Annotated in this window: 14 protein-coding genes; 6 read left to right on the forward strand and 8 right to left on the reverse strand. The window is 39.1% G+C overall.

Features of this window, described 5'->3' with window-relative positions; genetic code table 11:
* The first annotated feature begins 2 nt into the window (after window positions 1-2).
* Window positions 3-365, forward strand: a complete 363-nt coding sequence (locus BLP81_RS08840) for a response regulator transcription factor (RefSeq protein ID WP_093368102.1) — start codon at window positions 3-5, stop codon at window positions 363-365.
* Window positions 366-849: 484 nt separating this feature from the next.
* Window positions 850-3,324, forward strand: a complete 2,475-nt coding sequence (locus BLP81_RS08845; RefSeq protein WP_093368103.1) for an ATP-binding protein — start codon at window positions 850-852, stop codon at window positions 3,322-3,324.
* Window positions 3,325-3,616: 292 nt separating this feature from the next.
* Here the strand turns inward: BLP81_RS08845 and BLP81_RS08850 are convergent, their stop codons facing one another.
* Complete coding sequence (locus BLP81_RS08850; protein ID WP_093368104.1) at window positions 3,617-3,814, reverse strand: hypothetical protein; 198 nt, start codon at window positions 3,812-3,814, stop codon at window positions 3,617-3,619.
* A 578-nt stretch (window positions 3,815-4,392) separates the two neighbouring features.
* Here BLP81_RS08850 and BLP81_RS08855 point away from each other — a divergent pair.
* Both BLP81_RS08855 and BLP81_RS08860 read left to right on the forward strand, forming a co-directional pair.
* Window positions 4,393-5,202 (forward strand): helix-turn-helix domain-containing protein, encoded by an 810-nt coding sequence (locus BLP81_RS08855; RefSeq protein ID WP_093368105.1) that lies wholly within the window; start codon window positions 4,393-4,395, stop codon window positions 5,200-5,202.
* A 113-nt stretch (window positions 5,203-5,315) separates the two neighbouring features.
* On the forward strand, window positions 5,316-9,272 hold the full coding sequence (locus BLP81_RS08860) for an HYR domain-containing protein (RefSeq protein ID WP_093368106.1): 3,957 nt from the start codon (window positions 5,316-5,318) through the stop codon (window positions 9,270-9,272).
* Between the two features lie 577 nt (window positions 9,273-9,849).
* Here BLP81_RS08860 and BLP81_RS08865 read toward each other — a convergent pair.
* Both BLP81_RS08865 and BLP81_RS08870 read right to left on the reverse strand, forming a co-directional pair.
* Window positions 9,850-10,215: a response regulator gene (locus tag BLP81_RS08865; protein WP_093368107.1), complete on the reverse strand. Its 366-nt coding sequence runs from the start codon at window positions 10,213-10,215 to the stop codon at window positions 9,850-9,852.
* Window positions 10,212-11,231 carry a sensor histidine kinase gene (locus tag BLP81_RS08870; protein ID WP_093368108.1) on the reverse strand — a complete coding sequence of 340 codons (1,020 nt, stop codon included), beginning with the start codon at window positions 11,229-11,231 and terminating at the stop codon, window positions 10,212-10,214. Before BLP81_RS08870 ends, BLP81_RS08865 begins: the two co-directional genes overlap by 4 nt.
* A gap of 1,210 nt (window positions 11,232-12,441) precedes the next feature.
* Between BLP81_RS08870 and BLP81_RS08875 the strand changes: the two genes are divergently transcribed.
* Entirely contained in the window at window positions 12,442-15,720 is a 3,279-nt protein-coding gene (locus tag BLP81_RS08875) for a S41 family peptidase (RefSeq protein WP_093368109.1), read from the forward strand.
* Between the two features lie 863 nt (window positions 15,721-16,583).
* On the opposite strand, the gene BLP81_RS08880 is transcribed toward BLP81_RS08875, so the two are convergent.
* The 4 genes from BLP81_RS08880 to BLP81_RS08895 form a co-directional block, all read right to left on the reverse strand.
* Window positions 16,584-16,943 carry a helix-turn-helix domain-containing protein gene (locus BLP81_RS08880; protein ID WP_093368110.1) on the reverse strand — a complete coding sequence of 120 codons (360 nt, stop codon included), beginning with the start codon at window positions 16,941-16,943 and terminating at the stop codon, window positions 16,584-16,586.
* Between the two features lies 1 nt (window position 16,944).
* Entirely contained in the window at window positions 16,945-17,241 is a 297-nt protein-coding gene (locus BLP81_RS08885; protein ID WP_093368111.1) for a type II toxin-antitoxin system HigB family toxin, read from the reverse strand.
* Between the two features lie 557 nt (window positions 17,242-17,798).
* Complete coding sequence (locus BLP81_RS08890) at window positions 17,799-18,371, reverse strand: hypothetical protein (RefSeq protein ID WP_093368112.1); 573 nt, start codon at window positions 18,369-18,371, stop codon at window positions 17,799-17,801.
* Between the two features lie 43 nt (window positions 18,372-18,414).
* A complete protein-coding gene (locus BLP81_RS08895; RefSeq protein ID WP_093368113.1) occupies window positions 18,415-18,648 on the reverse strand; it encodes a hypothetical protein in 234 nt (77 codons plus the stop codon).
* A gap of 189 nt (window positions 18,649-18,837) precedes the next feature.
* Between BLP81_RS08895 and BLP81_RS08900 the strand changes: the two genes are divergently transcribed.
* Window positions 18,838-20,298, forward strand: coding sequence for a phage tail sheath family protein (locus BLP81_RS08900; protein WP_093368114.1), 1,461 nt, complete (start codon window positions 18,838-18,840; stop codon window positions 20,296-20,298).
* Between the two features lie 831 nt (window positions 20,299-21,129).
* Here BLP81_RS08900 and BLP81_RS08905 read toward each other — a convergent pair.
* Entirely contained in the window at window positions 21,130-21,882 is a 753-nt protein-coding gene (locus BLP81_RS08905; RefSeq protein WP_093368115.1) for a DUF5995 family protein, read from the reverse strand.
* Between the last annotated feature and the right edge of the window lie 15 nt (window positions 21,883-21,897).

Here is a 21,897-nt window from a genome sequence, read left to right on the forward strand (position 1 = left end):
CTATGAAAACAAAAATTTTAGTTATTGATGACAACAAATTAACCTTAAAAATAATCTGTTTTGTCCTCGAAAAGAATGATTTTGAAATTATAATTGCTGAAGACGGTATCGAGGCCATAGAAAAGTTTGATGAAGTCAAGCCAGATTTAGTCATCGCTGATATTCTGTTGCCATTCAAATCTGGATTGGAAGTTGCACATCACATCAAAACCAAATCTCCAGAAACTCCCGTAGTGGTTTTATCTGCTCTTGGCGAGGAAGAATCTACAGTTGAAAAAGCTTTTGAATTTAAGGTTGATGATTTTATAAGTAAGCCCTTTTCTCCCAACGAGTTGCTTTTGAGAGTTAAACGTTTACTGAGATAGGTCAGTCAGGAATATATTTGACCAAATTTTGATTTATTTTCCAATTTTTAGTTGTCAACTTATACGTAGCCTAACTGCGTAAGTCTTATAAAACCTGCTTTGAAATATCATTTTAGAGTTTACGGTGATGATCTGATAAGTTTCTAAACTTTACGTGGTATCATACATCCAAATCTGTGTATTGTTCATCAGCTCTTCTGGAAACATCCGCTTCACTTTCAACATTAACCTTTAAGCCTGGTTTTTTTATTGGGCTTTTCTGTAAATTTCTGGAGTAGAGGGTGATAAAAATCTATTTGGTATAAGTATAATCCTTATCATTACTGTTGAGATTCTCCGATCCAATTAAATTTTAGACAGAGAGTTTCATAGGATTTATAATAGACAAAACAGAAATTTTACTGACAGCTGATAGCATTGATAATTAAATATTAAAAAACGATTTTGAACTTGTTTCAAAATTAAATAATTCATTAATTGCAATATGAAATTCTTTTCAAAAGCCTCACTTCCTCCTGATGAAACAGATCGACTGAAGGCGCTTGAATCCTATGATATCATAGAGTCCGGGCAAGATCAACGCTTCGATGAATTAGCAGAACTTGCCAGCTATATTTGCAAAACTCCGATTGGTAAAATTACATTTATTGAGAAAGCGCGTCAATATGACAAATCGTCTGTAGGTCTGTCTGGCAATCCTCTTCCACGCGAAAAAAGCATTTGTCAGTATACGCTATTACAAAACGATATTTTAGAGGTCGAGGACCTGTCTGCAAGCGAAATCTTCAGAGATAATCCCATGGTAAAAGAAGACCCTCATTTTCGTTTTTATGCCGGGATGCCATTATGTACCCCGGGAGGTCACAATATTGGAACGCTTTGTGTCTTTGATACCAAGCCGAATCAACTGAATAGCAATCAAAAAGAGGCTTTAAGAATTCTCGCCAGGCAGGTGATGAACCTGCTGGAAATCAGGATGCTTAATGCTAATTTTCAAGAAAAAGTAGAAGATCTGTTTGATGAAAAGATGCTCGACACCAAAAAAAGATTAACTAATAAAGAATTAGAAGCCAGTCAATTACAGCGATCCATAGATAAAGCTAATGCTACTGTCAAACTAGACCTTGACGGCAAAATACTGTCTGCCAATAAGCTCTTTTGTGATCTGCTGGACTACGAGCCTGATGAATTGATAGAGAAGGACTATAAAGTTCTGGTCCCCGGCTTTAAAATGAAGAACATTCTTAAGGAATACTCTGGAAAATCAAAAGAAGGAGTTTATCAGAAAGAAAAATTCAAGACAAATTCGATAAATGCAGCGGAAAAATGGGTTGAATCTCATTATAACCCAATATTTGATTATCAAGGTAACCTGGTTAGTGTTTTAAATATTGCCCATGACATTACAAATCAGGTTCAGCACCAAAAAGACCTGGAGGAAGCAAAACTAGAGGCAGAAAAGGCTTTAGTCACCAAGGATAATTTCCTGTCCAATATGAGTCATGAAATTCGTACACCTTTAAATGCTATTATCGGATTTTCAGACATTCTAAAAAAAGAAAATTTAAATCATACTCAATTTGATCACGTGGATACCATTTCTAAGGCAGGAGAAAACCTGCTGAGTATCATCAATGACATCCTTGATTTATCAAAAATAGAATCTGGTAAGTTTTTATTGGATCATAGTCCTTTTAATCCAGGTAAGGTATTAAAAACACTGTATCAGGTTCAGAACGATAAAGCGTCTGAAAAAAACATCACACTTAAAAACGAAATTGATGATTCTTTGCCACAACTGGTCTTAGGAGATGAATTTAGATTCAGTCAAATTATTATAAATCTGGTCAACAATGCCATAAAATTCACGCATGAGGGTTATGTAAAAGTTTCTGCCTCTGCTGATATTTTGGATGACAGTAATTGCATTTTAAAGATAAAAGTGCAGGACAGTGGCATAGGTATACCGGAAGATAAGCAGGAAATGATTTTTGAACGTTTTACCCATGCTGATACGACCACTTCACAGAAATTTGGAGGAACAGGACTTGGTCTTAATATAGTAAAATTACTGGTAGAAAATTTTAACGGGTCTTTGTCACTGGAAAGCAAAACAGGTCAAGGTTCCACTTTTTCGGTTTCTCTACCATTTGGCATTGAGCACGAATTAGAAGAAGTCAAGCAGGAAGCCATTCCAACCCATAAGTTTATCCAGGGCAAAATACTATTGTTTGAAGATAATCCGTTAAATCAAAAATTGGTTCGAAAAATTATTTCCGATTTGGGTCATGAACTGACTATTGTTTCCAATGGTTTGGAAGGCGTGAACTGGCTTAAAAACAACAAGGCTGTCGACTTGATTTTGATGGATTTACGTATGCCGGAAATGGATGGTTTTCAAGCCACCTCCATCATTAGAAATGAGTTGAAGTTAAACATTCCAATCATCGCTATGTCGGCGCATTCTTTAGCCCAGGGAAAAACCAAATGCATCGAGTATGGAATGAATGATTTTTTATCCAAGCCCTTCAAACTTGATGACCTTAACCTTAAGATTCAGACAGCGCTGCATGGAAAAAAACCATTAATTAGTTTGACATCCGGATCAAGTGAGCAAAGCCCCGATAAGTTATATGATTTAAAAGAACTGGAATTGCTGGCTTCCGATAATAAAGAATTTATTAAAGAAATGCTGGAGGTCTTCATCACTGAAACCCCAGAGGAGTTATTGAGCATACAAAACGGCATCCTTCAAAAGGATTATGAAACTATCTATCAAACGAGCCATAAATTAAAGTCCAGCTATGATGTGATCGGCTATAAAAATGTGATTCTCTTAAAGCAAATAGAAAAGATGAGCAAAAATGAAGATGCGATGGAAGAGATAGAAACCGCCTTTAAGAAATTGAAATCTGAAACAGCAGATATAATTAAGGATATGAGCGAAGAATTAAGCTAAAGATCTTATGATTCGCCAGCCTGTGAATGTAAGAGGTTTCAATTTACATATCCGGCTCATTTGTTGATGTATCGAGTTGATATACTTTGAAATCAAATTGATTCAACTGACTTCACTCTACAGCTATAGTTGCAGTAAATTCAGGTCTATAATGGTCTGTACAAACTTCAGGAGATTCAATACCTGAAAATGATGTTCATTTGTAAGTTATCCTGGTTTTATCCAAACTAAATTATATGACTATTTATTTATTAATCAGGTTTTTAGAAGTTTAAAAAGTAAGAACATGGGTTCATTTTAGTATATACATTGTCAAAAAAGTTGTTGCTGTGCCAACAAAAAGTGCACTTTGCCAGAAGTAAACGCGACCTCTCCCAAGTTTCCACGTCTTTTTACCGAATTCATTTTTATAATAAACATGAAGTGCTTTCCAAAAAAGAAAAATAGCTACTGTAAAAATCAATAGTGCTAATGTTAAAACCTTTGCCATGTATTTAATTTTTAAAGTTTTTTAATTTCAATAGTTGTCAATTAACTTACATATATTTTATGTTTGGAAAACATGTGAACGGTACTAATTTTATGTAGCCCCTCTTCTTTTACTTCTAAAAGTCAAATTGGAGCTGGGGTTTGATCGGTCAGAAAGGATCGGGAATAATTTTTTTAGTTCTTTTAAATAGGTTAGAATGATTAACTAATCCTGTTTGAAGCCTCGTTAATTCATTTAGGGCCATCTCCTTGGTGTCATATAATCCAGAAACAACGGCTTTCCCCCACCACGACGTGTCACTAATAAATGCACTTTCAACACCTCAGAGGGGATGTTTGAATGCGTTTAATTGAGATTATTCGTTAATACAAAGACTGGCCAATAAAGTCTGTCCTTGTTTTTCAATGTTATAAAAAACCTTTTAAGCGTCAAAACCAATAAACTTCGGACAAAAAACAAAGCTTAATAAAACTCATAACAGTAGATAAAAAGAGATAAAAGATCTTTTTTCTATTTGTCGGTATTTTACAGTTTTATAAAGTCCATTAAGATTATTTTAGCTTACAAAAGTTAATTAAATGGAATTTATTAACAGTTTGAATTTTAATCATTCTTTCATTAAAGATATTGTTAGAATTGATTATTCAGCAGATATGCCTTTACAATGCATAAATGATTATGGTTACAGTTACATCATGTTTCGTTTTGGTGATTTTGAAGCTTATGATTATAAAAATAACCCAATAGAAATTCCTAAAATTTTTGTGAAAGGAACTGGTGACTTTTTTAATGTAAAAGCTTATAAAAACAGTACCTGGATTTCAGTTGAATTACCCAATCATAGCTTGCATAACATCACCAGGCTCATCGCAAAAAAAAGTAGAAATAAACTGATTGATTTATACGATTATGTGGATGCTTCCATCTTAGACAGGCTCTACTATGAAATCTACGAAAACAAAACTGTAGAAGCTATCACACAAACACTAGATAAGCATTTATATACATTTTACAGCGCCTGGAACTGCGATTTGGATTCAACCGTGATGGTTAATTATATCTACAGTCGTAAGGGATTGCTTTCGGTATCGGAATTAAGTGAAAAATTTCCTTATGGAGAACGCAGTATAGAACGTATGTTTAGCAGAGAAGTGGGCTCATCGCCGTATCGCTTTATCCGCCTGGTCAGGTTCAATTTTATTATTCGAGAATTGGAAAAGGCAGAATACACAAAGTTTGAAGATTTAATCGAAAGATACAATTACTACGACCATTCGCATTTCGAAAAAGATTTCAAAAAATTTCTAGGACAGAGCATCACCACCTATAAAAATGATTTTAATCCTTTGTTATCCTCAGCTTTGAAAAGAGCGTATTGCAAAATCTAAAACACTTAATGAATTACCTCTCAATAATCAATCAAAACCTCTTTTTTATAAGGTTTTAAACTCATTACAAACCACAAAACTATCTCTGTTTATTTTCTAAAAACACTTAATCTATGAAGCAAATTTACTCACTTTTAATTCTTTTTATCGTTTCGCTTTCTTATGGGCAAGTCATTAATCCTGGAACAACAAGTGCAAATATCGTCAGTAATTCGGCACCAAACATAACTTGTCCAGAGGAGATCACCACCACTGCAACAAGCCCGATTGTTAATTTTAATAATCCAACGCTAACAGATAACGAAACAACTGCGTTTCCTTTTGTTTCATCAGATATGACCTATATCGGCAGTAATGGTGGTAAAAACTTTTTCATCAGCGAGCAAAGCTTTAGTGGAGCCAATGCATTTGCAGACGCGATCGCCAGAGGGGGACTTGTAGCTACGATCAGTGACGCCACTCAAAATACATTTATAGCAAATGCCTTACAAGCTAATAACATTACTGAGGCTCACATCGGATATTCGGATGCTGCTTCAGAAGGAAATTTTGTATGGCAGGATGGAAGCACTTCTGGCTATGAGAACTGGCAGCCTAATGAACCCAATGATACCGATGGCGGTGAAGACTATGTGACTATTTCTGCAGGAGGCGGATGGAATGATGTTGGCGCCAGAGGCACTGGTAACGCAAGGTATATCTTTCAACTGGATCAAACTGATGGGTTTCTCATTCAAACCAGTGGACTTGCCTCAGGAAGTAGCTTTCCTATAGGCACCACAACAAACACCTTCGAAGCTTACGATGCTTCAGGAAATAGTTCGATTTGCAGTTTTAATGTCACCGTAACAGATATCCCCGAGGTGGTCACTCAAAATATTGATGTTGTTTTAGATGCAACAGGTAATGCTACAATATCCCCTGAAGAAATAGATAACGGGAGTACTGCAGTCTCTGGTATTCTAGGCCTTAGCTTAGACATTTTGAATTTTGATTGCTCTAACTTAGGAGAAAATACAGTGACCTTAACAGTAATCAGTAATACAGTAGAAACTGCTACTGGAACTGCCATCGTTACAGTCCGTGATACCACAGCGCCAACCGTAGTGACTCAGGACATCACTGTCGAACTTGATGCCAGCGGCGAAGCAATAATTACTGCTGATCAAATTGATAATGGCAGTGCTGATAATTGTGGTATAGCTAGCTTAGACTTAAGTCGTACTAACTTTAATGGGTTTGACATAGGTCAGAATACAGTTGAATTGAAGGTGACAGACTCATCTGGCAATCAGTCAGCAGGAACTGCTACCGTAACAATAGTTGATACAACACCTCCAAACGCTGTATGTTCAAATCAAACCATATTTTTAGATGAATCCGGCAACGCTTCTATCTCAGCTTCAGATGTAGATGGGGGGTCATCGGATAATGCCTCAGCTGCTTATATTCCTTTACTCAACTATGAACCTATAGAAACAGGTAGTGGTATAAATGCAAGTGAATTCGAGTTTGTTGCTCAGGTTGTGACGATACCACAACCTATAAGTGATTTTAGAATTAAGCTTGAATTAGCGACATGTAAGTCCAATGGTTTAACTGGCGCTACTCTTGACATAGTTGAATTAGATCCCTCTGGTCATCCAGATCTCAGCCTTGTTTTAGGATCATCAAGCGTTCCAGAGTCAGACATATATGGGTGGCCGGGCTGCGTATCTGGATCCTTTGGACTTACAACCTTTGATTTTAGTGGTGTAGATTTACAGCAGGGTAATCAATATGCTTTAGTTCTGAAAAATTCAGAAGGGGCTAGAGGTTCTGTATCCTGGAATAGATCAGCAATACCAACAGATCCTTCTAATCCTTATCAGGGAGGTAATATTTGGACTTACGAAAATTACCGTTCTCGCTTATTATCTGATGAAGTATGGAGGGAAGATGAAACTCATGACTTACATTTCTCAATAGAAGCCCTGCAGGAAGATTTAACGTATTCTATAGATCAAGATAGCTTTGATTGTTCAAACTTGGGAGTAAACACTGTCAGTCTAACCGTTACAGATGCTTCTGGAAATACATCCAGCTGCATTTCAGAAGTCACCGTCATAGATAACTTAGCGCCAACCGTAGTAACTCAGGACATCACAGTCGAACTTGATGCTAACGGCGAAGCAGGCATCACAGCAGACCAAATTGATAACGGTACTTCTGACAATTGTAGCAGTATTTCTGGTTACTGCATTGAAGGAATGACCTATGGAAATGCCGAGATTTTTATTGAAGGCGCCGGAATGGGGCGTGTAGACTTTAGCGCTGGTTTAGTGAGTGCCTCATCCGGAGGGGTTCCAATGGAATTAGTTCCTATTACTACCATTGACTCTAAAGTGCGTAGTGGGGATCTGGTGCATGCCAGATCTACATTAAGTACTGGAAGTCGACCATCTGGTGAATCCATTTTTTACAGGGTCTCTGATGGTCGCATTATCTGGGGAGGACATTCTCCTTCAGGATCTTTTGCGAATAGAACACAATTAGTTATTGAACAACCAAATGTTGCTACAGGTGAACTCATTGACTTCAGCAAGCCTTATAATTTAAAATTTCAATTAAATGGCAGATACCTAAGTCAGTCTGGGGGATCTTTCACTTCAGTAAGCTCACCAGCCGATATTTCAGCCGTTTTAATTTCAGGGGATTTAGGGGCAACCAATAATTGCTTGTTAACAACCAGCCTTGATGCTACAACTTTTGACTGTAGTAATTTAGGAGATAACGAAGTAACGCTAACAGTAACTGATGGAAGTGGTAACTCTTCTTCAGCAACGGCAATAGTAACCGTAATAGATAATATAGCTCCAACAATAGTCTTAAAAGATGTTACTGTGGAGCTTAATGCAGAAGGCACAGTTAGTGTAGAGGCTTCAGCATTTGATAATGGAAGTTTTGATAACTGTGGAGAGGTCACTTTTAGCACAAATTTAGTTGAGATCTTGAGCTGTGGTGCTTTAGGACTAAACGAGGTTACCGTTACTGTTACCGATGCTTCAGGCAATCAATCTCAAAACACAGCGATCTTGACTGTTTTAGATAATTTATCTCCTGCTGTGGTCACTCAGGACTTTACTGTTGTGCTAAATGCCAACGGTGAAGCTACCATCACTGCTGCTCAGGTCGATAATGGGTCTGCAGACAACTGTGGTGTGGATACGCTAGCTTTAGATATAACTACTTTCGATTGTTCTAATCTTGGCGAAAACACAGTAACCTTAACTGCGACTGATGGCTCAGGCAAACAGGCTACAGCCACAGCAATAGTAACAGTTGTTGATAATAGTTTACCTACAGCAGTAGCTCAAAACCTTACAGTAGAACTAGATGAGTTTGGTGCTGCCAGCATTACTGCTGCACAAGTGGATAACGGATCCTCAGACAATTGCGGAGTAGAAACTTTAGCACTGGACGTTACCAGTTTCGATTGTTCTAACCTGGGTGAAAACACAGTAACTTTAAGAGTGACCGATGGCTCAGGCAATCAGGCTACATCCACAGCGGTCATCACCGTAATTGATGCTTTGGCACCTGCTCTGGTCACTGCGGATATTACAGTAAGCTTAGATGAAAATGCTACAGTAAGCATAGAACCAGGTAATCTTGTCGATACGCTTGAGGACAACTGTTCGTTAGCAGGAGAGATAACACTTGCCTTGGATCAGGATACCTTTACGGCAACAGGTATTTATGTGGTAAATATAACCGCAACAGATGCTTCAGGGAATACAACTACAGAATCTGCTGAGGTGACGGTGGATTCAACACTAAGCATAGATCAGGTCGATTCAGACATACAGGTTAAACTTTATCCAAATCCAACGACAGATCACCTATTCTTCGAAGTTTCCAATACAGAACTCATACACATCACTATTTACGATATGAATGGTAAGCTTGTTAAAACAAGTCAGGAAAGTCATTCTGTTGATGTGACTAACTTATCCAGTGGAGTGTACTTCGCAAAAGTTGATGCTAAGGGCGGAAACACATTGAAGATCCTAAGATTTATAAAGAAATAAATTTCATCCACTTATTTTTTTCTAAAGCCTCCTTTTCGGGAGGCTTTTTTATATGTATCCCTGAACAGCTAAGCCTATTTCACTCCAGCCGACTGTAAAGTCACCGATATCCAGCCTGTAAAAATCCAATGACACGCGACCTCAACCAAAACACCAGGTTTAGGATTGATTCCCAGGCTCATTTGAAGTATGGGGAGGAGCAGGGTTTACAATGCAGAAAGTTGGTTTGCCAGTATAGATAGAGTTTCAAGAGATGGAATTATAAAATGACAAAATACCTTGACGAAAAAAACATTACAATATTTAAGGAGCTGAGAGTGAAAAATAGTAATTCACTCAAAATCATCAGTCGTTTTTCACCGTAAAAGAAGAATAGATTTAATGCTTCAACCTGAAACTTTGACAACCTGATGAGTTCATCTTAGCTCTCAGGTTTTAAACAGTAACGGTGAATGGTCACACACAGGAGGAATTAGGGACAATTTTCTATCAGTCTACATCGGGTTTTGCGAGACATAAACACTCAAAAACTCCTGAAACTTCCTTGCACTATGCTATATAGTGTACAAGTCATTCTTTATGACAGTTTATTAATTTCTTTCTCAATCTCTTGCATACAAAAGGGTTTGCGGAAATATCCTTGAATTAATCCAGACTTTATTGCATTTTCGATTTCATCCGTTACTTCAAATCCTGTTAAAATATAAAATTTTTTTTCGGGATACTTTTTTTTCGCTTCCATAATAAATTCTATTCCGCTCATTTCAGGCATACTCAAATCACTAATTACGGCTTTTGTGTCAGAATGTTTTTCTAGTAGGTTCAGCCCTTCATATCCACTATACCCTGTATAGACCTCATAATTAACGGAAAAATTAATTTGAAAAAGCATGACATTTATTTTTTCGTCATCAATATATATGATCTTGATTTTCTCACTCATGGCCTATTTATTTTCGGTAATACTATTCTTACTGTTGTTCCTTTTCCTACTTCTGATTCAAATTCAAGTCTCCCTTTGTGCTCTTTTATGATGTTGAAGGTAATCGATAATCCCAGGCCTGTGCCTTTCCCGGGGGCTTTGGTCGAAAAGAACGGGTCCGTAAGCCTTTTAAGATTCTCTTTTGGAATACCTGTACCAGTATCTTCAATTGTTATGACTACCTCAGATTCTTTTTCTCTTGTTTTTACAATAATTGTCCCGACTGATTCAATGGCCTGAACAGCATTATTTAATATATTTATAAATACCTGATGTAAATTCCCTACATTCCCTTTAATGACCATATCAGAATTGCTGTAATCTTTTTCAATAGAAATTTGACATTTTATCTGACTACTCATCATAATAAGTGAATTTTCAACTATCTCATGCACATTACAATCTTCGTCATAAGAATCGCTTTTACGACTGAACTGGCTTAAACCCTTAACGATAGAAGAGGAACGGTCAACACCAATCTTCATAGCTTCAATTAATTTTCCAACTTGCTCAGGGTGATCTGAAAATGAATTTTCTTCATAATGACGGTGTAAACCAACATAAGAGCCCATGATGTAATTCAATGGATTATTAATTTCATGAGCAACACCTGCTGTTAAAATACCAAGTGATGCCATTTTTTCTGTTTGAACTAGATGAGCTTGAGTATCTTTAAGACGTTTGATATTCAATTCTAATTCCTTTGTACGTTCCTTAACTGTCTCCTCAAGATGATTTTGATGTTCTTGTAATGCTATTTCTAAACTCCGATGTTTGTTAAGTTGCCTTCTGATGAAAAAGAATAAGAGAATTGCAGTAATAATCACATAAAACCACCCTTTGTAGGTTTGAAAATCACTCAGTTTGGCCCTGTTATTAACCAGTAAATGAAGAATATTATCAGAGAAAAGTATCCAAAGACCACCTATTAATGTGTAAAGAATAGTTATTCTATATTCAAACTTAAGAGACTTCATATAAAATAATTTTTTTAAGACATCATTAATAGTTCAAAAAAACATTCACCAAATATATTAATAATACCATAACACTGTTTCAATTGCTGCCACTGGTTATTAAATGTTGAACCTAGACATATATATCAGGCATTCATAAAATAAATTTATTTTAATAACATTGTTTTAACAAAACCTCATTCAGCCACTCATCAGTGATGAGATTAGAGTTATTAACCCTCATCTCTAACATACTCTTTCTTAGAAATTTAAAACTGTTTAATCGATTTTTATGTCTATGTGAAATGATTTAATTTGGATAGCTGCTTTTGACAAAAGCTGATCTTCAATGGACTTATAAAAGTCCATATGTTTGACAGTTTTTAAATAAGCAAGGCTTTTCATGATCTTTAAGCCTATAAATAAACCTCCTGTCATCTAACCTAATTGCATAAGAAGCAAACATGAAGCAGCGGAGTTTTTTGAGTCTTAAATTTCTTTGAATAATTGAAAAAATGCAAAATTCTCCTGATCATACTAGTAGTCACTCAAGTTCAATTCTAGATTTTAGACATATTGATCTACACTATATTTTCTACATTACTTTTTTATGAGCTTTTCTTTATTACGACTCATTATTCTTTCGTTCTATTTATAAATGTATTGTTCTCATAAAATCCGCTATCCCTGATAAATTAAGCATTATATATTCTAAAGTTGTAAAAGGAAAAATGAGCTGTGGATAAACCGACATTCACCTGTGAAAAACTCATGTCCACTTGTGGCCGATTTAATTTAATGTACTTTAAAATAGTAAATAATGTACATTATTTGATACTATCCTCAAGTACTTTTTCTAATGACCTCTAGAGAAAATAAGGCGATTCTCAGGTACATTGATAAATGAGAGCTTAAGAATGGGGTTATAAGCTATATCATCTTAAGCCAAAGGCTTCTTGGATTTGAAGGCCAACAGGATCCATTCCTCTCCAGCTGTTTTTAAAAAATTCAATGACAAGAGACCTTAACCACAACACTAGGTTTAGAATTAATTCCCAGGCTCAGTTGAAGTATGGGGAAGGAGTAAGGTTTACAATGCAGAAAGTTGGTTTGCCAGTATAGATAGAGTTTCAAGAGATGGAGTAACAAGAAAAGATTAACGCATATATTATTTAAAATCATTATTTTAGATACTAATTAACACTTTTATAAACCTTAAACCTTCTTCCTTATGAAAAAGCTACTCCTACTTTTCGTTTTCGCACTGGGGGCTCATCAGGGTATGGCCCAGATCAACGCCAAACTCATGCGCGACTTTGATGTTTCAGAATCCCATATCGCCTTTGTCTACGGAGGGGATATCTGGCTGGTGGATAAAACCGGTGGTACAGCCAATCAGCTGACGCGTTCTCAGGGGGTGGAGTCCTTCCCCAAATTTTCACCCGATGGCGGGCATATTGCCTATTCCGCCTATTACAACGGAAATGAAGATATCTATGTCGTTCCGGTAACCGGCGGCCTTCCTGAACGTGTGACTTACGCCTCCTTCTCCGACCGGCTTGTGGACTGGCATCCTGATGGAGAGCACTTGCTGTTGGCTTCACGACGGCTCATAGGACAGCGATCCGCCAATCAGCTTTTTCTCGTAGATAGAAACGGTGGCCTGCCACAACCGCTTCCGCTTCCCTACGGCGAACTCGCCAGCTACTCTCCCGATGGGAGTCAGCTGGCCTACATCACAAAAATAACGGAAAACTATCCCTTCAAGCGCTACAAGGGCGGACTGGCGTCGGACATTTTACTTTATGATGTAGAGGATGAAACCGTGGTCAAGATTACGGACAATGAGTACAACGACGGGAAGCCCGCCTGGGCCGGGGATACCATCTATTTCCTGTCTGACCAGGGACCCGAGTTTCGCCTGAACCTCTGGGCGCATGATACCCGCACAGGAGAGACGACCCAGGTCACGACCTATGCTGAATTTGATATTTCTTTTCTTTCTGCCGGCCCTGATGATCTCGTGTTTGAAATGGGCGGCGGACTCTATCTGATGGATCTCGAATCCCGGGAAATTAGCCAGGTTGACGTGGACGTAGTCAGCGACCTGGCCCTTGAAATTCCCCGACGGGAAGATGTAAGTAAAAGCATTTCCAACATGACCGCAGCCCCCGGGAGCAAACGCGTGGTCTTTGAGGCCCGCGGCGAGCTGTTCAATGTGCCCGTTTCCGACGGATATTCTGAAAACATGACGCAGTCAAGCGGTGCCTTCGACCGTCATCCCGCCTGGTCCCCGGACGGACAGCATGTGGCCTTTTGGAGTGACAGGAACGGGGAGTACAACATCTACCTGCGAAACATGAGCGGCGCGGGGGAGCTGAGACAGCTTACAGACCGGGATAAAGGCTATGGATACACACTCTACTGGTCACCGGACTCCAAACAGTTGGCCTTTATCGATGAGACCAATACCATTTATACGCTTGAGGTCGAAAACGGCGCCCTTACGGAAGCCGGAAACACGCACTGGAACGTCGGTCACGGCGGGCGTGGCGACTATCCCCTGGCCTGGTCATCCGACTCCCGCTGGCTGACCTTTACGCGGGGGATGGAAAACGCTCAGTTTGCGGTGATGCTTTATGACACCAAAAAGGAGGAGCTGTACCAGGCCAGCAGCGGTTACTACAATGACTCGAATCCGGTATTCACGAATGATGGCCGGTATCTGATTTACACAACCAACCGCGAGCTGGATCCGGTGTATTCCGATCTGGATAACACCTGGGTGTACCCAAACTCCACCCGGCTTGTGAGCGTGAGCCTTAGCGATACCATTCCCTCCCTGCTTCCGGTCAAAAACGACAAGGTTGAGATCGCATCGTCAGATCAAAAAACAGATAAAAAAGGTGAGGAGTCCTCAAAAGAAAAGTCCGACTCTGATACCCTTACCGAGATTCAGCTCGATGGCTTTGAATCCCGCATTACTGTGCTTCCGGTTGAAGCAGGCAATATCAGGGGGCTGATGAGCTTTGACGGTCTGCTTGCCTATAGGCGTTATCCAAACTCCGGAAGCCGAGGCGGCGTCCCTGTGTTACAGGCCTATGATTTTGAAAAGCAGGAAGAGATGAGTATCCTGGAGGGTGTGGAACAGGCGGTACAGTCTGCCGATGGAAAATCCATTCTGGTATCGGCCGGCAAAAAATTTGGTATCCTTCAGCCAAAACCGAAGCAGAGTATTGAAGAGCCTATCTCCACAGCCGGTCTAAGCATGCAGCTGGTCGTTCGCGAGGAGTGGAACCAGATTTTCCAGGACACCTGGCGGAGATACCGTGACTTTTTCTACGATCCCAATATGCACGAGGTAGACTGGGACGAGATGCGTGAGCGCTACGGCGCACTGATCGCGGACGCCCGCACACGGCAGGACCTCACCTTTCTGCAGTCGAATATGCAGAGCGAGCTCAGTGCTGGTCATACCTACACCCGTGGCGGCGATACGGAAGCTGTGGATAGGCTTTCAACCGGCTATCTGGGTATAGATTTTTCCCTGGAGGACGGGATGTATCGCATCGCCCGCATCGTCAAACCGGCTTCCTGGGATACACAGGTTCGCTCGCCCTTTGACCGCCCCGGTGTGGAGGTGAGTGAAGGCGATTATATCCACGCCGTAAACGGAAAAACCCTGGACCCTGAAAAGGATCCCTATGCGGCCTTTGAAGGATTGAATGGCAAAACCGTATCCCTCAGGATAAGCAGTGACGGCAATCGGGAGAAGGCTTCCGAAGTGGTCGTGACCACTCTTACCCAGGGGGAAGAAGCGAAGCTCCGCTATCTCGAATGGATAGAAAACAACCGCAGGAAGGTCGATGAGCTATCGGACGGAAAACTCGGCTATGTCTATATGTCCAACACGGCAGGGCAGGGGCAGCGGGAGCTGGTTCGCATGTATTATGGTCAGCTCGACAAGCAGGGTTTTATTATTGATGAGCGCTTCAATGGCGGGGGTCAGCTGGCCGACCGCTTCTTGGAGCTGCTCACCAGGCCCGTCGTCTATAACCTGCACTGGCGCCACGGACGCGACCACACCCAGCCGGTTAAAACCAATACCGGCCCCATGGGCATGCTGATTAACGGCTGGGCCGGTTCAGGCGGTGACGGTCTTCCCTGGGCCTTTCAGGAGTTGGAAGCCGGGCCCATCGTTGGTGAACGTACGCTGGGTATCCTCGTGGGACCGGCTACAGGGCACTCCCTGATTGATGGTGGCGGTATAACGGTTCCCGGAGCACGTCTGTATGATAACGACGGACACTGGTTCTGGGAAGGCGAAGGGGTCCGGCCCGATATTCCGGTCTGGGACGATCCCAACCTGATGATGCAGGAACGGGATCCCCAGCTGGAGCGGGTGGTTCGTGAAGTGCTGAACAGACTGGAAGCCAATCCCACCCGGATGACGCCTGCACCGCCGTACCAGGACCGAACCGCTGAGGCTTTAAAGAAAACCTATAACTAAGCTGTTTTTAGATCGCACAATCAAACCCGTCGGCATATATCATCCAGCCGTTTTTTTCTACGGAGTCACGAACCTGCACGAGGATTTTTGTCCAAATGACCCATGCTTCGTGTCTTCGTGTTGAGGCAACTGACTGAGGAGTGGATCTCTAGGTCTATCATGATATGATAGACCTTGGTGCTGTGTTTTATGGTGTAATTTAGGCTTTGTCCTCTAACTTGAGCGCGTAAGAGGTAAATAGATGTATTCAAATACTCCGGGGCATAGCAATGGTTATTTCAATTCTAAATTTTTGAGGTAGTGACCTGCATTATATTCTCTCCATTGAAGCATTCAGGCCGTATTTATAATAGCCGATGGAACAGCTGGCTTTTAATGTTTAACCCGACTTATGCTTTAAGAGGCTCTGAATGAGCCGAATTAAGGCATTAGTAAGGGTTAACCTCCGAATAACACAAATTAAATTATCGTAATTTTAATTTGTAGTTATTCGAGAGTCCTCGATCTATTTTTTAATTCAATTATTGAATTATAATAGAATCGGGACCCGAGATTGAAAAACACCATTAAGGTGATTTTATCAAATCACCTTAATGGTAGAGTTTTCTTATTCGTTTATGCATTTGAAAACTTTCAAATGCATAAACCGGGTTTAAGCCTGTCCGATTGCAAGTCTTGTTTGAATATTTAGGGTCTGGGACAGGATAAAAAAATGGTACAAATCAAACCGAAATCACTGGCATAGTCCGACCGAAATCACTGGCACAAAACGAACCGAGTTATCCAATCATAAGTGTTCATTTTTTTGACTTTAGTGATACTTAGGATAATGAAGTTTTAGTCTAAGTCTCACTCATTTTTCATTATACCCCTAATACAATAGAGGCGTCGATGCCCATTTTTAAACTAATTTCTCTGGCCACTTTTAAGGTGGGCTCACTTTTGCCATTTAAATATTCGCTAACTCGGGAAGTGCTAACCCCTAATAATTCTGAAAGTCGTTTTTGGTTTAATCCCATTTCAGCCATACGCAACTTTATAACTTCAACAAGCTTAGGTTTGGCTAGGGGATAAGTACGCTCCTCATAATCTGCAACTAAATTGGACAACACGTTTAATTCTATATAATCCGTGGCTTCGGTATTTTCAATATTATCCGGGTTTTCCAAAAGTGTTTCAATACGATTGAGTAAAGCTTTATACTCTTTTTCTGTCTGTATCATATCAACTATTTTTTATGTCTTTTATCTTATCATAATCCTTATGCGTACCAATGAATCGAATGTAAACCTTTTGTGCATTAAAGGAAATTATAGCAACAAGCCGATAATCATTACCTTTTATATTAAACACATAGCGGTGGTTTCCTACATAATCAACGCTATTAAAGCTTTGTTTTATGTCACTTAGGTTTTTCCACTCTTTAGCTGTAACCGTATGGTACCAAAAATTTAAAGCAGTTTCAGCATCGGCATGTTTAGCTGAAAACTCTTTAATCCGTTTATAAGTTACAATACGCATTTAGTCTTTAATTGGTTACAAATATACTATTAGATTTTGTTTTATGTAATTTTATTTTGCAAAACAAAATAATAATTTAGTATGAGCAAAATTACTTTGCTATCTTCTTAATTCGGTATTCAGTATTTAATATTCAGTTGCAAATCATAAGAAAAGAGCAAGCGGCCAACGGCCAAAAGCCAGTATTCAGTATTCAGTATCCAGTATTCAGTATATGGTTTCAAGCCATTAGAAAAGAGCAAACGGCCAACGGCTAACAGCCAAAAGCCAGGATACATTTACCACTTTCCGTGAAGAAATTAACATTCCAGCAATGACTCGGCCTGTGAGCGCACAGAAACTGGTATTGACTCAAAATCGTCCCTCATTTTTCACTCCATTTGATTCGTAACTTTTGTAATCAACTGTAAATCAAAACTATATAAATATTAAAATTTTAAATCTATCATTTTTTTGTTTTCTTGTACCTCAGGAGGTACAAAACTTAAAATCTATCGGTTTTGATCATGAAAACAGATATTATTTTTGACCGTTCTGACCAGGGATTTTACCAGCTTTTAATTAAACCTGACCACACCACCTCTGGTATTAATTGTGCTTCCATCATCCAGGGTTGCCTCAATTTCATAGTCTATAGTATTGGGTATTCCGGTCGTATCTGAAAATTCAATCTGGAACCCACCAATGTTTCCATTAGTTTCTGATATAAATTCTGAAATCGGTTGCTGAGCGCCTACAATTTGCATCTGGCTGGTGACATCAAGGCGTTCATTATTATTATCAACATCGATGAGTTCAACCTTTATGGTTTCAATTTTATTTGTATTTATAAGTATTTGATCTTCACAGGGCACTACGGCGGCATAGATAAACTCAGGCCTATCGTTTTGAATATTGTTTTCCTCGTTTAGCGCTATGTTTTCAATACTAATGACGTCCACTTCAATGATAAAGTCCTCTTTATCAATGGTATTTTGTCCGTCATACTCTATCGTAGTGGAACCCTCAGATACTAAAACTCTGGATTCTAGGTCTGTAATGCTAAGAAAATAAGTGGTTTCATCACAACACGACATCAGTAAGGGTGGCATAAGGATAACAGCGAATACATTTAAAGCCTGTGGTTTCATTTTCTATCTTGTTTTACATTGTTGGTCAGTAAAGTAAGACTAACTATTTCTTTGGAATGTTTCTAAATAGTTGTTTCTTATGTAGGCCATTTTTTTCGCTGGAATTAAGGTTGGCTCTGGAAACCCATCTTGTCGGTTCGTTGTATTTTAAATCTTTTAATAACGCTCTTAGTTCTCTGGTAAAATCTGCTTTAAACTCTTTTTTGATCTCTTTTACCAGCTCATGCTTAAGCTCATCTAAAGTCACGTCGATAAGTCTTTTATAAGTTAATTTCATTATTTATAAGTTTTTGATAGTCAATGTAGTGAAAATCAGACAAACATATCGACTACCTGATATTTTAAAATTGGCTGGTTGATAAGATAGTGTTGGTTGATTTTTTTCTGGAAGCTATTAAAACAAGATTACTAAAAAATATATGATTTCTATTTTATTTATAACTTCCTGAAACCAAACTTGATATCAATGGCAAAAACTTCGAATCTCCCTCACACAATACCATCAGTAGAAACTGCCGTTCCCGCTTTTGTAGGTTACACTCAAAAAGCTGAAGCTGATGGGTTATCCCTCTTGCTCAAACCTACGAGAATATCTTCCATTCTTGAATATGAGAGCTACTTCGGAGGAAGAAGCAGCATAGAAAATATTACTGTTATTCTTGGCGATGCCCCTGCCAGGGGAGTAAAAGAGATAAATATTTCCAACACCGAACATTATCTTATGTATGATAGCCTGCGCCTTTTTTTTAACAACGAGGGAAGGGATTGCTTTATAGTTTCGGTAGGTTTTTATGGCACGGCACCTTCTTATGGGGATGAAGCAGATCCTTACAATTTAGGTTTACGTAACGGGCTTAAAGCCCTGGAAACCTATGATGAACCTAGTCTTATTCTTTTTCCGGATGCAGTGAACGTAGTAACAGATGGGAACGATGATCCCGCTTTTTATCATCTTCAGCAGATGGCACTTCAGCAATGTGCGGAACTGCAGGACCGATTTTGTATATTTGATCTCAAAGAGAACATTTCAGGAGCCTATGACCTTGCGGTTAAGAATTTAAGATACAGGATTGGTACTTCAAATTTAAAATTTGCTGCTGTTTATTCTCCTTTTTTGGTAAGCTCTTTTCATAAGGATCCCAAACTGTCTTCTTTTGAAAATTCTATATATAATTCCGCCGGAGAATCCCTTTCGCTGCTGGAGCTTTGTTTTACTTCTGCTGAAACTGACCTTCTGAATACTTACTCTGAAGCTTCAGATGAGGAAACCAGAATAGCTTTACAAGTGATGTTGTATCAGGGAACAGGTGTCATTGCACAAATCGCGACAGCGATAAAAAAGAAGCTGGGTACATTGCCCCCTTCCGGAGCTATTGCGGGACTTTATGCTATGGTTGATAGCAGTAGGGGAGTTTGGAAAGCCCCCGCAAATGTCAGCATCAATGGGATCTTAGGTTTAACAAAAGAAATAAGTAATGATGAACAGGCAAATCTCAATGTTCATCATAGCGGAAAATCGATTAATGTTATCAGGTCTTTTCCGGAGAAAGGTGTGTTGGTCTGGGGAGCTAGAACGCTTGCGGGTAATGATAATGAATGGAGATATGTGCCTGTGAGGCGTTTTGTTACTATGGTGGAAGAATCTGTAAAGAAAGCCTGCGCTCCTTTCATGTTTGAACCAAATGATGCAGGCACCTGGGCTAGGGTTCGGGCATTGATTGAGGACTATTTAAGTGGCTTGTGGAGGGATGGAGCCCTAGCCGGAGCCAAACCTGAGCAGGCTTTTTTCGTGAAAGTTGATCTGGGGGAATCCATGACAGCCCAGGATATCGTGGAGGGCCAGATGAATATAGAAATTGGATTGTCGGTAGTTAGACCTGCAGAATTTATAATTATCAGATTCAGTCTACAAATGGTTGAGTCCTGATGCTTTCAGGTGCTGCCCATAAAAAAAGCCTACCAGACCTATTGATTTCTTGATCTATCATATAGTGATATACAAAGACTATGTGCTTTAAACGCTTAAATTAAGGCTCTGTCATATAACTTAAGCGTTTAAGAAGCATACGGTATGTAGTTAAGCTTTCCAGAGTCACATCGATAAGTCTCTTGTAAGTCGATTCCATAATTTATAGGTTTTTGATAGTCAATGTAATGAAAATCAAAAAAGATATATTTATCATGGTTTTTTTTCAATGGGTAGAATAGGGGGGGTAGTTTTTTAAATTATAGCATAAAGGCAAAATCATTTTATGAGAAGAGTGTTTTTAATATTTTTGTATGTAATAAGCTACGCTCAAAGATGCGCTATCTTGTAAGCGTGACCTTTACTATTAAAAGTGAAAATCACATTTTTTTTTGAAACCAAAAACAAAGCAATTTTATGTATTGTCATGCGTAGTAGTTTTCCACTCGTCTTGTAATTCTAATCTCATTCCATAAGTTTTATAGTTATCAGATTTGATGCTTTGTCGCACATTTCAGAGTTTGGTCATTTTCTCCAGTGACAATGCAGTCTGCTATTTTTTGTTTGTCTGGGAATTTGTCCATTAATAAACCTAAATACATTGAAAGTTGTCCAAAAACTTTAAAATTTGCAACTCCAGTTTTTAATTCGACAGCCGGTAAAATGTCAATTCCTTAAAATTAGAAAATGCAGGCAATAGGGAAATAACTTTTATAATCCTTTATTTTAACACGATAAAAACTTAACTCCAGGGGTGAAATACAAGTAATCTTTGAAGCATTTGGAGCGGCATTAATTAGGTATAGCCTCTAATTTTTCTATTTTACTCTTCACAGTACCAGTTTCCCCTAGCCTTATTACAGCCAGTAGTAATCTTATGCTTAATTTGTGTTTTGTAATGATATCTGCAACCTCAGCAACAGCTAAATCTCTTTCCTTTTTGCAATCCTCCAATAATTTGCCTCCAGGTGTATGGAGAGTTTGGGCAAATCGCCAGGCACCGTCCCGGGCCAATTGCATGCTAAAATCAGTCATAAGATTATCAAGCTGCCCAGCTTGTTTTAATATATAGCGTAAAGGTGGCCAAATTGTTCCTAGATTATGCTGCACCTCTCCTACAAGATCTGCAAGGATCTGGTTAATTCTGTAAAAATCACTTCTTAAAACCTCAATGTTTCTTCCTTCAGAAATGTTGGCAGCAGCGATTCCCAGATCGAAATTGATATGGGCATTCATTCCAAGAAGCAAGTGTTGGAAAGTAATGGGCCAGAAACTAGAAGCCTGATCAAAAGCTTTTTTCCACGACTTAGACACAGGAAGATCTTTTTTATAGTTATTATAAGCATCAATGTATCTCCCTGCAAAGACAACATCAAGTCTTTCCATCCTCCTGCCATCTTCAAAATATCCGGTATCAATACCCTTTTTTACTTTCCAGGTAACCCGCCTGTATAGAACAGCGAAATAACCAAGAGCACTGTTCTCTTGTTTAGTTTCAAATATGATAACATCCAGGCTTTCTAAAACCTGTTCTATTGTCTCCATAAATACATGATTTTT

Source organism: Psychroflexus sediminis (assembly GCF_900099815.1).
Taxonomy (GTDB): Bacteria; Bacteroidota; Bacteroidia; order Flavobacteriales; family Flavobacteriaceae; genus Psychroflexus; species Psychroflexus sediminis.

Excerpts from the sequence above, each read along its gene's own strand:
- BLP81_RS08840 (WP_093368102.1), top strand. The coding sequence starts at position 3 with ATGAAAACAAAAATTTTAGTTATTGATGACAACAAATTAACCTTAAAA.
- BLP81_RS08845 (WP_093368103.1), top strand. The coding sequence starts at position 850 with ATGAAATTCTTTTCAAAAGCCTCACTTCCTCCTGATGAAACAGATCGA.
- BLP81_RS08850 (WP_093368104.1), bottom strand. The coding sequence starts at position 3,814 with ATGGCAAAGGTTTTAACATTAGCACTATTGATTTTTACAGTAGCTATT.
- BLP81_RS08855 (WP_093368105.1), top strand. The coding sequence starts at position 4,393 with ATGGAATTTATTAACAGTTTGAATTTTAATCATTCTTTCATTAAAGAT.
- BLP81_RS08860 (WP_093368106.1), top strand. The coding sequence starts at position 5,316 with ATGAAGCAAATTTACTCACTTTTAATTCTTTTTATCGTTTCGCTTTCT.
- BLP81_RS08865 (WP_093368107.1), bottom strand. The coding sequence starts at position 10,215 with ATGAGTGAGAAAATCAAGATCATATATATTGATGACGAAAAAATAAAT.
- BLP81_RS08870 (WP_093368108.1), bottom strand. The coding sequence starts at position 11,231 with ATGAAGTCTCTTAAGTTTGAATATAGAATAACTATTCTTTACACATTA.
- BLP81_RS08875 (WP_093368109.1), top strand. The coding sequence starts at position 12,442 with ATGAAAAAGCTACTCCTACTTTTCGTTTTCGCACTGGGGGCTCATCAG.
- BLP81_RS08880 (WP_093368110.1), bottom strand. The coding sequence starts at position 16,943 with ATGATACAGACAGAAAAAGAGTATAAAGCTTTACTCAATCGTATTGAA.
- BLP81_RS08885 (WP_093368111.1), bottom strand. The coding sequence starts at position 17,241 with ATGCGTATTGTAACTTATAAACGGATTAAAGAGTTTTCAGCTAAACAT.
- BLP81_RS08890 (WP_093368112.1), bottom strand. The coding sequence starts at position 18,371 with ATGAAACCACAGGCTTTAAATGTATTCGCTGTTATCCTTATGCCACCC.
- BLP81_RS08895 (WP_093368113.1), bottom strand. The coding sequence starts at position 18,648 with ATGAAATTAACTTATAAAAGACTTATCGACGTGACTTTAGATGAGCTT.
- BLP81_RS08900 (WP_093368114.1), top strand. The coding sequence starts at position 18,838 with ATGGCAAAAACTTCGAATCTCCCTCACACAATACCATCAGTAGAAACT.
- BLP81_RS08905 (WP_093368115.1), bottom strand. The coding sequence starts at position 21,882 with ATGGAGACAATAGAACAGGTTTTAGAAAGCCTGGATGTTATCATATTT.